At 40.0% G+C, this 12,078-nt stretch carries 12 protein-coding genes; 5 read left to right on the top strand and 7 right to left on the bottom strand.

Going from position 1 to position 12,078, the window contains the following annotated elements; all coding sequences use genetic code 11:
* Positions 1-37 precede the first annotated feature (37 nt).
* Positions 38-175: a hypothetical protein gene (locus tag V6C71_23120; GenBank protein ID HEY9771347.1), complete on the bottom strand. Its 138-nt coding sequence runs from the start codon at positions 173-175 to the stop codon at positions 38-40.
* 247 nt (positions 176-422) lie between these two features.
* Here V6C71_23120 and V6C71_23115 point away from each other — a divergent pair, with 247 nt between their 5' ends.
* Positions 423-1,784, top strand: coding sequence for a peptidylprolyl isomerase (locus tag V6C71_23115; protein ID HEY9771346.1), 1,362 nt, complete (start codon positions 423-425; stop codon positions 1,782-1,784).
* A gap of 19 nt (positions 1,785-1,803) precedes the next feature.
* Here the strand turns inward: V6C71_23115 and V6C71_23110 are convergent, their stop codons facing one another.
* A complete protein-coding gene (locus tag V6C71_23110; protein ID HEY9771345.1) occupies positions 1,804-3,051 on the bottom strand; it encodes a HEAT repeat domain-containing protein in 1,248 nt (415 codons plus the stop codon).
* 183 nt (positions 3,052-3,234) lie between these two features.
* Between V6C71_23110 and proB the strand changes: the two genes are divergently transcribed.
* Positions 3,235-4,356: a glutamate 5-kinase gene (gene proB, locus V6C71_23105; protein HEY9771344.1), complete on the top strand. Its 1,122-nt coding sequence runs from the start codon at positions 3,235-3,237 to the stop codon at positions 4,354-4,356.
* 58 nt (positions 4,357-4,414) lie between these two features.
* Here the strand turns inward: proB and V6C71_23100 are convergent, their stop codons facing one another.
* Positions 4,415-5,782, bottom strand: coding sequence for an NAD-dependent succinate-semialdehyde dehydrogenase (locus tag V6C71_23100; protein HEY9771343.1), 1,368 nt, complete (start codon positions 5,780-5,782; stop codon positions 4,415-4,417).
* Between the two features lie 535 nt (positions 5,783-6,317).
* Between V6C71_23100 and V6C71_23095 the strand changes: the two genes are divergently transcribed.
* The gene (locus V6C71_23095) at positions 6,318-7,109 is read left to right on the top strand and encodes a hypothetical protein (GenBank protein HEY9771342.1); all 792 of its coding nucleotides are present in this window, start codon (positions 6,318-6,320) and stop codon (positions 7,107-7,109) included.
* 118 nt (positions 7,110-7,227) lie between these two features.
* On the opposite strand, the gene V6C71_23090 is transcribed toward V6C71_23095, so the two are convergent.
* A complete protein-coding gene (locus V6C71_23090; GenBank protein ID HEY9771341.1) occupies positions 7,228-7,368 on the bottom strand; it encodes a hypothetical protein in 141 nt (46 codons plus the stop codon).
* Positions 7,369-7,412: 44 nt separating this feature from the next.
* On the opposite strand from V6C71_23090, the gene V6C71_23085 reads away from it, so the two are divergent.
* A complete protein-coding gene (locus V6C71_23085) occupies positions 7,413-8,195 on the top strand; it encodes a Crp/Fnr family transcriptional regulator (GenBank protein HEY9771340.1) in 783 nt (260 codons plus the stop codon).
* A gap of 78 nt (positions 8,196-8,273) precedes the next feature.
* Here V6C71_23085 and V6C71_23080 read toward each other — a convergent pair whose 3' ends face one another.
* The 3 genes from V6C71_23080 to V6C71_23070 all read right to left on the bottom strand — a co-directional run bounded on the left by V6C71_23080 (position 8,274) and on the right by V6C71_23070 (position 10,248).
* A complete protein-coding gene (locus V6C71_23080; protein ID HEY9771339.1) occupies positions 8,274-9,020 on the bottom strand; it encodes a response regulator transcription factor in 747 nt (248 codons plus the stop codon).
* Between the two features lie 29 nt (positions 9,021-9,049).
* Positions 9,050-9,658 (bottom strand): DUF938 domain-containing protein, encoded by a 609-nt coding sequence (locus tag V6C71_23075; GenBank protein HEY9771338.1) that lies wholly within the window; start codon positions 9,656-9,658, stop codon positions 9,050-9,052.
* A gap of 341 nt (positions 9,659-9,999) precedes the next feature.
* Entirely contained in the window at positions 10,000-10,248 is a 249-nt protein-coding gene (locus tag V6C71_23070) for a hypothetical protein (protein ID HEY9771337.1), read from the bottom strand.
* A 49-nt stretch (positions 10,249-10,297) separates the two neighbouring features.
* Between V6C71_23070 and V6C71_23065 the strand changes: the two genes are divergently transcribed.
* Positions 10,298-11,818 carry a DASH family cryptochrome gene (locus V6C71_23065; protein HEY9771336.1) on the top strand — a complete coding sequence of 507 codons (1,521 nt, stop codon included), beginning with the start codon at positions 10,298-10,300 and terminating at the stop codon, positions 11,816-11,818.
* Positions 11,819-12,078 lie beyond the last annotated feature (260 nt).

Below are 12,078 nucleotides of genomic sequence, written 5' to 3'. Positions count from 1 at the left end.
TTTCTGGTTTATTTCTCCCTATGCCATCAGTCGAAAGCTAGACTACGTAAGCAGATTTCAACGCCCAAGCTATTAGAGCAATAATGCCGCCAAAAATCAACACTGCGGATACAGCAACCACAATGGGTTTATCTGCACCATCAAACTTCATGATTCCACGATTCAAGTCAGACATGGTTATTAGCTCCTCTATCAAAGTAACAGTTTAATCTAGACGAGCAAAGCTTCAATTATGCTTTTGCTGCCTGGCAATTTTCTACTTAGATGGTATCAAAACAATTTGGATTTGGGACTATTCTTAAAATTTCCCTCAGATCTGAAAATCTCCGCGATCGCCGAACAACTAACTAGACTTTTACCGTTTATCAAACACCTAGTTTAAATTGGTAACGAAATAATATTTAAGTTTATAAGCAATATTTATGACTATTCCTGTAGTTACTCGGCGAATCGACAATCTTACTGTTCCTGAAAATAGTGCAGATGCAACATTCGATTTATCTCTGAATTTTGACGATCCTTTTACCACAGGACAAATTGCTCGGTTTGAATTTGCCGATAGTTCTTTGGGCGGTGGAGTAACAAATGTATTATTGTTCGATCAAACTGGTGCGGGTGCGCCGGCAACAGTAGCTAATTTTCTTAACTACGTCGAAGATGACGATTATGCTAGTTCAATTATTCATCGTTCAGTTCCTGGCTTTATTATTCAGGGTGGCGGTTTTACCGTGGATTCAGCATCGAAAATTGCCCAAATTCCTGCTGATGCTGCCGTAGGCAATGAATATAGTCCCCAAAGATCTAATACTGGAGGGACAATTGCCATGGCAAAGTTAGGCAACGATCCTAATAGTGCGACTAACCAATGGTTTTTTAATCTGGGTAATAATTCTGCCAATTTAGATAACCAGAACGGGGGGTTTACGGTTTTTGGTGAAGTTATAGCAGAAGCCGATCTAGCACCGATTAAGGCGATCGCCAGCTTACCTTTTTTTGATGCCAGCCAGTTTTTAGCTCAATCGGCTTTTACCAATCTGCCGTTAATTGTCGAAGATCCCAAGCAGCCCAAGATCGATAACGTAGATAATTTTGTTGTTCTTAATAGTGTTAGTTTATTGCAAGAGGAAGAACTGAAGTTTTCCGTAATCGGCAATGACAATCCCGAACTAGTTAATGCCAAAATTAGTGAGGGCAAATTAGTACTTGATTATGCCGCCGCGCAAAATGGCGTAGCCAGAATTACCGTAAAGGCTACTAATTTGCTTGGTGATTCGGTAGAAGACAGATTTATCATCGCCGTAGGAGACGCACAACCCAATCTAGATCCCCAAGATGCAACAGTATACCGCTTTCTTAATCAAGATACAGGAGTTCATCTTTATACCTCTTCTGAAGTAGAACGAGCATTTATTGAAGACAACTTACCCAACTATATTGCTGAAGGCTCTGCTTATATGAGCGTTGACCCCTTCACAGGAAGCCCCGAACCAGAAAAGGTTTATCGCTTTTTAAATCAAGATACAGGAACTCATTTATACACTACTTCCGAGGTAGAAAAACAGTCTGTTGAAGATAATTTAGCTAATTTCAGCTTAGAAACTGAATATTTCTTTGCTTTTGGTGAGCAACAGCCTGGCACAGTTCCCGTTTATCGCTTTTTTAATACAGAAACAGGAGCGCATTTTTATACACCTTCAGAAGTAGAAAGACAGTCTGTTGAAGAAACATTACCTAACTATCAAGCAGAAGGAATAGCTTACTATACTTTTGCGATCGCCGAATAATTGTGGACAAGCTTAAAAATTAATTAAGCTTGTTTAACGCAGCAAGGGCATGAAGCTTTACCTTGCGATCGCTATCTTGGGCTAGTTGTTGTAAAACTTCTTGGGCTGAGTTATCGCGTAATTCTCCTAAAGAGGTAGCTAAAGTTTGTCTAACTTGAGGAGAGTACGATCGCTCTTTGCTTTGGCAAAAATTGATTAGTACTTGAGCCGATTGCGACTTCAATTCTGGGGCGGTAATTCTGCCGAGAACAGTAATAACTTCTTGAGTAACGAGTTCATTATCGTCAGTAAGTGCCTGTTCTAAATAGCTAATCCCTGAACTAATCTCACTCCAACCTAATGCTTTGGCTAGATCTAATTTAAGACTTATTGGTGTTGTCTTGGCTTGCAATACCTTAAATAAGGCGGTAGTAGCTGCATTTTGTTTCATTCTGCCCAGAGAAATTGCTGCCTGGCTGCATACTTCTAGATTCAAATCATTAAGCAGAGGTTGTAGATCGGCAACCAAGTTTAATTCTTGAGCAAGATCGGGACGAAAACCCAAAGCGATCGCCGCTTCTTTTCTGACGTTACTGGCTTTATCCTGTAAGGCTGTAATTAAAACAGGCGGAACACGATGATCGTGAAAACTACCCAAAGCTTCGATCGCCATGGCACGTAATTCTGGTTCGCGATCTGTAGTGGCTACTTCTAATAGGGGAGCAATAGTTTGAGAGGTGCGAATATAAGATAAGGATTGAACTGCCAAATGGCGATGTTCGGGTTGGGATAACAAATCAACCAAAGCATCAACAGCGCGATCGCCGATTTTGATTAAAGTTTTTCCTGCTATGTCAATCAACTCACTGTCTGTAGTTTGTTGAAGCAATTCTACTAAAGTTAAGATAACCGCTTGATTTGGGAAATCAGCCAAAATCTTACAGATAAACCAGCGTATTTCTGCTTCTACTGTTTCATCTTTAACCAAAGTGCTAAGCGGGGTGACAATCTCTGAGCCAAATAAAGGCAGTAGCTTGGTAATTTCCCATTTATGTTGAAAATCAGCTTCAACTAGCATTCTCATCGCTAAATCAAAGGCTGTATACCAGGCTTCAGGCTCTATTAGAAATAGTTGGGCTTCGGTGCTAGTTTTACCTTGAGGTAATAATTTAAGCTGATTACTTACTTCTAGCCAATTTTGACATTGTGCAGCCTGCGATCCTTGTTCGAGTATTTCTTTTACGAAGGATGATTGATTCGACGCTGCTTCTGGTTTAATATAGGTCACGCGATCGCTACTCTTATACTAATAAGTTTTTACCGAAATTAGAATTAGTTGAGAAAACTCTCTTCTAATTTTTATTATGAGTGGATTTTTTGCTCATACTGGTAGCATAAAGCACTGATAATCTTAATTTATGTATTAAAAAAATTATCTTGATGCAGTTTCATCATTTAGGTTGTAATTAGGATGAGCAAAAAGCTTCAAACAATAGTAATTAAAATTGGTACTTCTAGTCTGACGCAGCCAACTGGTCAAATTGCGATCGCTACCATTGCTTCTTTGGTAGAAACCCTGAGTTATTTACGTTCTTTGGGACATCGTGTAATTTTAGTTTCCTCTGGTGCTGTGGGGGTAGGGTGTGCCAGATTAAACTTGACTGGAAGACCCCGTAAAATGGCACTTAAGCAGGCTGTGGCAGCGGTGGGGCAGGGGCGTTTGATGCGTATTTACGACGATCTCTTTAGTAGTTTACAACAGGCGATCGCGCAAGTTCTTTTAACTCGCCGCGAGTTGGTCGAACGCAACACTTATGTCAACGCTTCTAATACTTTTAGAGAATTACTAGATTTAGGAGTAATTCCCATCGTTAACGAAAACGACACGATCGCCATAGATGAATTAAAGTTTGGTGACAATGATACTTTGTCTGCATTGGTTGCTAGTTTGGTTCAGGCAGACTGGTTATTTTTACTAACTGATGTAGATCGAATGTATTCTGCCGATCCTAAGACAGTTCCTAATGCTCAACCAATTAAACTAGTTAGCAACCAAGAATTTAGTCAGCTTCAGGTAGATGCAGGTTCTAGCGGTTCTCAGTGGGGTACGGGAGGCATGGCAACTAAATTGGCAGCAGCGCGTATTGCCACCAGTACAGGTGTTAGAACCGTAATTACCCAAGGAAAACAGCCTCAAAATATTATAGATATCTTGCAGGGAAAAGACTTGGGAACGCAATTTGAACCTCAACCTCAGACAGATAATGCTCGTAAACGTTGGATTACTTACGGCTTAATTCCCATGGGCAAACTTTTTTTAGATAGTGGTGCGGTTAAAGCAATTACTAATAAAGGAACATCTTTACTTCCTGCGGGAATTGTTGCTATTGAAGGAGAATTTTCGGCTTTAGATGCGGTGCAACTATGTAATAAAGAGGGCATAGAATTGGGTAGGGGTTTGGTCAACTACAACAGCAATGAGATTCAACAAATTAAAGGTCATCATTCTACAGAAATTGCTGCGATTCTAGGCTATGACAGTGCCGACACGGTAGTACATCGTAATAATTTGGTGATGAAAGAAAATAATTAACGCTCAACTAAAAGCTAAAAGCTAAAAACAAGATCATTACTAAACCATTAATCAGCAACTACTTAATCCAAACGGTTTTGATATTCACAAATTCATGAATGCCCTGACTGCTTAATTCTCTGCCATAGCCCGATCGCTTGATTCCGCCAAAAGGTAAACGAGGATCGGATTTGACCATGCCATTGATAAAGACAGCTCCCGCCTGGATTTCGGCAACTAGACGCTTGCTTTCTTCAACATTATTAGTCCAAGCACTAGCACCCAAACCGAAAGGAATATCGTTTGCCAAAGCGATCGCCGCTTCGAGATCTGCAACTCGAAATAACAAAGCAACTGGGCCAAAAAACTCTTCCTTAGCGGTGGGGGAATCAACAGGAATATTAGTGAGAATCGTTGGGGGATAGTAATTGCCTGGAACGTCTGTAATTGGCTCTCCCCCAGTTAATACCGTTGCGCCTTGTTTAACTGCTTCTTTTACCTGCCGATCTAATTCTGAACGAATGCTAGCCGTGGCTAAAGGGCCGATATCGGTATCTTCGTGCATTGGATCGCCGATAGTCAAAGCTTCAAACTGCTCTAGTAATTTCTCTTGAAAGCGATCGGCAATACTTTCGGCGACAATAAAACGCTTGGCAGCAATACAAGATTGTCCGTTATTAAGCATTCTCGCTTTAACTGCCGTAGTTACTGCTGCTTCTAAATCGGCACTGGCTAAGACAATAAATGGATCGCTACCGCCAAGCTCTAAGACTACCTTCTTAATCTGTTGTCCCGCAGCCGCAGCCAAAGCTGCACCCGCAGGTTCACTTCCTGTTAAAGTGGCTGCCTTGACGCGCTCATCTTCAATAATAGATTTAACCTGACTTGCACCAATTAATAGAGTTTGAAACGCCCCGACTGGAAAACCAGCTTGGTCAAAAATTGACTCGATCGCTAAAGCACATTGAGGTACGTTAGAAGCGTGTTTGAGGATGCTTACGTTACCCGCCATCAAAGCAGGTGCAGCAAAGCGAAATACCTGCCAAAAAGGAAAGTTCCAGGGCATTACCGCTAAAATTGTTCCCAAAGGCTGATAGGCTACATAGCTCTGACTGGCATCACTATCGATCGCAACATCTGCCAAAAATTCGGGAGCTTTTTCGGCATAAAAACGACAGACTTTAGCGCATTTTTCCGCTTCAGCGATCGCACTTTGCAGAGTCTTGCCCATTTCTGTGGTCATAATCTGGGCAAATTTGAGAACATCTTTTTCTAAAATCGTTGCTGCTTGGTTTAACCACTGGCTTCTTTGAGCAAAGGTAGTGTGACGATATTGCTCGAAGGTTGATTGCGCCAACGCCAACTTATCTTCTATTTCAGCATCAGTTAGAGGAGTAAAAGTTTTAAGAGTTTCACCTGTTGCGGGATTAATAGTTGCGATCGCCATGTGCCATTATCTCAGTAACTATATATACTAGGCTAGCTTTGTGTTTTGAAAGGATGGTTATTTTTATAGAAAACGTAATTATTTTAAACAGCTTTTAGCTCTTAGCTTTTACTTAGACTCCAAATTTCGGTTATTCTAACTACGTAAGCTTTAATCGAAGCCGAAAAATAAGTATTGGCGTATTTAAATCAAGAATAAACTAGGTTTAAAGTAATTTTCAATTTACATTTAGATGTAACGATTAATAATTATGGAAAATGATGTGCTTCCTTTTTTAGCAGGTGTGGGCTTATTAATCGCCTATTTATTTTTCTCCGCAGCAACAGAGATGGGGACTAAACTACCTTGGAAGAAGTAATTATCGCAGTACGTTAACTAATGGAAACAGAAAATTGAACTACTCATAAGTAGTGAGTAGCGAGTAGCCCTTCGGGTCGCATTAGCAAGTATCCTAAGACAAATACGTATTGCCAAAAACTAAAAGCAATTGAAAAGAATATTATTAAATAGAAAACTGCTACTAAAGAACTTATAGATGTTAATCAATCTTATTGCCGATTACGGTATTGGCGATCCTGCATTTGCTGAAGTTAGCCAACGCTTGAATCAGAAGCTGCCCACGGCGCAAATTTATTGTCTAAGCGTTCCTCCCTTTAGTACCCTAGCAACGGGATTTTGGCTCGCTCAACTCGGTCTTAATCCTGGTGCGCCCGAACGTTTAATCTTTCACAATTGCGCTCCTCGACAAGATAATCTTGAAGCTCGCTCCGACAACGAAGGAGAGGGGTTGACTTACGTAAAACTTCACAATGGCGTTGAGCTAGTCGGAGTTTTAGCTGGCTATACTCTTTCGTTTATCAAGGAAGAAGCTGTACAGATTAATACGATTGAAGTATCTAGAGGCGGTTCGCAATTTCGCTCTCGTGACGTTTTTCCTGGTGCAGCAGCAGCGATCGCTAATGGTGACTATAGTTTGTTAGGTAATGAAATTGCACCCTCGCAAATTCCCGACTTGCCTACAGATCGTGTAGCTTGGATGGATGGTTACGGCAATATTAAAACAACTATACCAGCCAGCAGCGTGAAGATAGCTCTATCAAGCAAGGTTACAGTGCGCGTGGGCGATGTTGTCAGCGATGCTATTTATTCTGATGGTAGCTTTCGAGTATCAGAAGGAACTTTAGCTTTTGCCCCTGGTAGTTCTGGCTGGCAAACAAAAGATGGCCAACAAGTAACTTGGATGGAACTATTTTTGCGTGGCGGCAATGCTTGGTCACGTTTTGGTAAACCTAAGATTAATCAAACAGTAACTTACTTCCAAGATTAAATTCACGTCGTACAATTATCGTCTGAGAATTGAATTAAGCTTCTGTGCGATCGCTGCTGCGCCTGTAGTTTCTCAAACCTTGCCGATGCTTAAAACCAGCGGTAATAGCAATAGTAGTCTATGCTTGCCAACTAAGATTTAAACTAGGATAGGTAGTAACGTAGGTTAGAATAGCGATCGCACAAACGTAAATTTTTAGATGTTTTGTAATCAAATCTAAAATTGATTTTGATTGAATTTTAATTAAAACAATAGTCATGTAGAAGTTGTATAAAAGTCTTGCTATGCGGATAATAATTAACTATGAGGAAAATTAGTAAAAAAGCCAAGAAATTGGAGTCAGTAGAAAATTTAATTCATCACAATTTTTTATTTAAAGATTTAGATCTTGCTTTGAGCGACAAATATTTAAGCTCAGAGGAGCTGGTTACCGAAAAACTTTATTCTAGTCGCCCCATCTACACCGCTTTTCGTCCCGATACTACTTTAGAACATCTTTATGTAGTAACCAACGGGGGGCCAATTGTAGTTCGCACTACTCCATTAGATCGGATTATTGCTATTACTTATGCCAATAGCTGTTTTGGGATGCAAAATTTAGCCTTGAGCTATGGCAATTTTTCTCGCGCTTTTCCTAGTCTGGTAGAGGCGTATAAAACAGCAGATGTAATCAAAATTCCTCTGGAAATTATTCGCTCGATTCATCAAGAATCTGAGATATTTCGTCAACGCTATGGATTGATGTTTGAACTACAGGAAAAATTTCAATATCACTTGCTCAACTGTAGTACTTATCCGCCTCAAGCTGTGGCTGCATTATTGAGAGCTTTAATCTACCAAGAAAGAGAATTAGGTAATCAACCGCAGGATGATCTATTTGTCTTTGATTTGCCCGTCGAAGTCATTGCTAAGGCTTGTCAGTTGAACCATCGTACCGTCGAACAAGTTCTTAAAGGAATGACTAAGGTAGGACTGTTGAAACCGCATAAAGCCCAAAATGATTTGGTAACAGTAATCAATGCTGAAGAACTAAAAGTAGTTTACGGAGCGACTCGCGATAAAGTATCTTGGTGGCCACTGCGTTAGGCTGAGCGAGAACGAAACATAGCTATTAATTCGTGATCATTAAGCAAATAAAGTACGGTCAAAAAATCGCCAGAGCAATTAAAAAAGAATTACTGATATGATGAGGCTGGCGATCGCAATTAGTAGCCAAACAATTCTTTTTAGATACTTTCTCAGATGCAGTTTTGGTGAACTATTTATTTCAAAGTTTGGTTGTGTACTCCAATCTGGCGTAAAAGCGTTTTTGTCAGTCGAGGTATAAAATATTGGGGCTAAACTAGCTTTGCTAATACCAGTATCAGAGAGATTAATATTTGAGCTTTTGAAAGATGAATGCTTAGTTCGCTTATTGTGGTGAGGAATGTAGACGCTTTGGCGATATTTCTTAAAATAAGCAATTTTTTTCTTATATTGAATAACTTTAACCGTCTGAATTTTATTGGCGGCTTGAGTTAACAACTTGGCTTCGATATTAGAATCGTCTCTGCTTGAAGAGTGAATTGTCTGTTTGAGATCTTCAATCAGGCTGTCTTTTAATAAGTAGCCCGATGCGCCAGCCTGTAATGCTTGTTTGATATAGCTGTGATTTTTGTGACTCGTCAATACAATTACTCTGATGTCTGGCATATATTTACAAATGTACTCAGTAGCGGTAATGCCATTCATTTTAGGCATTTCAATGTCAATCAAAACAACGTCTGGCTGCAATTTTTTAACCTGAGCGATCGCGCTTCGCCCATCTTGAGCCGTACCAACAATCTCTATTTCGGGTTCGTGTTTTAAAATTGCCTTGATGCCTTCTAGCATTAAACATTCATCGTCTGCAAGCAAAATTTTGATCATCATAAAATTTGTCTTGTCTACAAGCTGGTAATTCAGCGACTAAAAATAACGGATAAATTATTGGCGGGCAGCTCGATAACCTGCTGTAGCCTAAGATTTTGCGCTGCTGCTGCTTCGACAACTGCCTCTAAATCTCTAACACCCCACAGAGAATTGCGATCGCGTAATGAGCGATCAAAACTAGCGTTGCTCGGCGCAGTATGTTCTCCATTGCGTTTATATGGACCATAAAGATAGAGAAGACCATCAGGAGGTAAAATTTGTCCAGCACCTTCCATTAGTCCTAAACAAGCCAGCCAGGGAGATATATGAATCATGTTGATATTGACAATCGCATTGATGTTTCGATCTGCTACCTGTTGTTGCCAATGATTTTGAGTCACGTCAATCGACAATGGCAAATCTAAATTTTTTACCAGATTGGCGTTCTTCCAGGCGAGAATGCTTTCTAAAGACGCAAGATTCGCGTCAGAGGGAATCCAACGGCATGATTCTAATTCTGAGGCAAAGTAAACCGCGTGTTCTCCCGTACCACTAGCGACTTCTAGAATATTGCTTCCTGGAAGCAACACCTGTGATAATATTGCCAAAATTGGCTCGCGGTTGCGTTGAGTAGCTGGGGCATATTGTCTAGCATCCATTAGTTAATTATTCTAAGTAAAGGGGAGTAAGGATTAGCTATTCTATATTAAAACCGCAAAACTTGGATTATTTATCTCTATTGCTTTAAAATTATACCGAACTAAAGCAATTAAAGCGTTAGATCATTTGCATTATCAAGAGAGGGTAAAAAAGGACTAAAGGACTGGAAAAATAATTTACAGCCGTTTTCAGTTGAATAGACTACGTTTTTAATTAGTTAAGTTCCTAGCTAATAGCTATTAGCCTTTGACGTTGGATTCTATTAGTTTTTCTATGTCAGTCATTTGTTATGATTAATTTGAGTTGATAATTTCGCTATTACTTTAAGCTTAAAATGTATTTATACAGCCGTAAGATAAAGTTTACGGTTCAACTGAAAAATAGCCTGCTCGTAATACCACTCAACAGGTTTATTCGGGCTATAGTACATTATTTGCCTAATAATTGCCATTGCTTTAGCACTATCAGCATCGACCATAGATAATAACTCTGAGGCTAATTCTTGAGTTATTTTACTGGGAGCAGGATAAGTTATTTTTGCTTGAATTGATAGGCAAGCTGATAAATCGCCATCTCTTAAATTTTGCATTTAACTAACTCAATTAAATATAAATATCTAAATTCAAAGTTAGTCAAATTTGGCACAAGATGCGATCGCCAGCATACTTCATCTTACTTTTAAATTTCAAACAGACAACATGGCAAAACAGCGTATTTTAATTTGGTATCGCAACGACTTAAGAGTTCACGATCTTTTGGCGCTTGACGAGGCGGTGCAGCAGGAAGCAGAAATTATTCCATTTTATTGTTTTGACGATCGCGCTTTTGACAAGACTTCTTTTGGCTTTCCTAAAACAGGTAAATATCGCGCTCAGTTTTTGCTCGAAAGCGTTACCGATTTACGCTCATCGCTACAGAAATTAGGTAGTAATTTGGTGGTACGACGCGGTTTACCTGAAGAGATTATACCTGCGATCGCCGAACAGCTCAAGGTCGATCGAGTTTGTCACAGCCAAGAAGTTACCTCTGAAGAAAAACGAGTTGAGAAAAAGCTTAGAAAAGCTTTAGCCGCAAAAAATATCCAGGTTAATAGCTATTGCTCAACAACTCTATATCTTCCTGAAGATTTGCCTTTCGCGATCGAGCAAACGCCAGAACTATATACCAATTTCCGTAAGCAGGTAGAGCAAAAATCCCAAATCTGTGCAGCTATTGCTGCACCCAAACAGCTACCATCTTTACCTGAAATTGAACTGGGAACGATTCCTAGCTTAGCTGATTTTGGGTTATCTACTCCCGAATTTGATGAGCGAGGAGTATTAAAATTTAAAGGTGGCGAAACTGAAGCGATTAAGCGACTACAGGACTACTTTTGGCAACAAGACTGTCTCGGGGATTATAAACAAACTCGTAACGGAATGCTGGGGGCGAACTATTCCTCTAAATTTTCGGCTTGGTTGGCTATGGGATGTATTTCACCAAGATATATCAACGAGCAAATAATTAAGTACGAGGCGCAAAGAGTTAAAAATGACTCAACCTACTGGTTGATTTTTGAACTAATCTGGCGTGATTTTTTCCGTTTTATTGTCGCCAAACACGGCGATCGAGTATTTAGAATTGAAGGATTGCAGGGGGTAGAAATTCCGTGGAAAGAAGATTGGCAACGTTTCGATCTTTGGCGGGCTGGAAAAACGGGTTACCCTTTAATTGATGCTAATATGCGAGAAATTGCTGCCACAGGCTTTATGTCTAATCGTGGCAGGCAAAATGTAGCTAGCTTTCTAACGAAAAACTTGGGTATTGACTGGCGCATGGGGGCAGAATGGTTTGAATCGCTACTGGTTGATTACGACGTGTGCAGCAATTGGGGTAACTGGAATTACACCGCTGGGGTAGGTAACGATGCGCGAGGCTTCCGTTATTTTAATATTGCGAAGCAAACTAAAGATTACGATCCTCAAGGCGACTACGTAAAACACTGGCTACCAGAATTAGCCTCCCTGACTGGGGATAAAGTTCGAGAACCCTGGAAACTAAGTCAAGATGAGCAAAAGCGTTATGGGGTAAGAATTGGCGTTGATTATCCTCATCCAGTGGTAGACTTCTTTAAATCTGTTAAGGCTAACGAAAGAGTCTATCAAAGCGCAGTCAGCTAGGAAATCGGATTGTCAAGCTTGTCGGAAATATATTTTGGCAATGATCGCCACAATTGAGCCAGATGTCACCAGATGATAATAGTTAGCAAGTCTGGTTTGAACCAAAAAATCTTTCTGCTGATGGATGGAATATCTTTAAATAATTTGGTTACATGGGTAAATATATAGCATAAGCAAACTTAAGCTCATAATAAAGTTAAATAAAGTTCGGCGCGACTCGGTTGCGGATGATTTGGCTCTAAACAAAGATTGATGATTCA

Source organism: Coleofasciculaceae cyanobacterium (assembly GCA_036703275.1).
Lineage (GTDB): Bacteria > Cyanobacteriota > Cyanobacteriia > Cyanobacteriales > Xenococcaceae > Waterburya.
The sequence above is the reverse complement of the archived record's forward strand: the minus strand, read 5'-3'. Positions and strand labels throughout refer to the sequence as shown.

Coding starts and splice junctions, on each gene's coding strand:
- V6C71_23075 (HEY9771338.1), bottom strand. CDS start 9,658: ATGGATGCTAGACAATATGCCCCAGCTACTCAACGCAACCGCGAGCCA.
- V6C71_23120 (HEY9771347.1), bottom strand. CDS start 175: ATGTCTGACTTGAATCGTGGAATCATGAAGTTTGATGGTGCAGATAAA.
- V6C71_23090 (HEY9771341.1), bottom strand. CDS start 7,368: ATGACTATTGTTTTAATTAAAATTCAATCAAAATCAATTTTAGATTTG.
- V6C71_23100 (HEY9771343.1), bottom strand. CDS start 5,782: ATGGCGATCGCAACTATTAATCCCGCAACAGGTGAAACTCTTAAAACT.
- V6C71_23070 (HEY9771337.1), bottom strand. CDS start 10,248: ATGCAAAATTTAAGAGATGGCGATTTATCAGCTTGCCTATCAATTCAA.
- V6C71_23095 (HEY9771342.1), top strand. CDS start 6,318: ATGTTAATCAATCTTATTGCCGATTACGGTATTGGCGATCCTGCATTT.
- V6C71_23085 (HEY9771340.1), top strand. CDS start 7,413: ATGAGGAAAATTAGTAAAAAAGCCAAGAAATTGGAGTCAGTAGAAAAT.
- proB (HEY9771344.1), top strand. CDS start 3,235: ATGAGCAAAAAGCTTCAAACAATAGTAATTAAAATTGGTACTTCTAGT.
- V6C71_23115 (HEY9771346.1), top strand. CDS start 423: ATGACTATTCCTGTAGTTACTCGGCGAATCGACAATCTTACTGTTCCT.
- V6C71_23080 (HEY9771339.1), bottom strand. CDS start 9,020: ATGATGATCAAAATTTTGCTTGCAGACGATGAATGTTTAATGCTAGAA.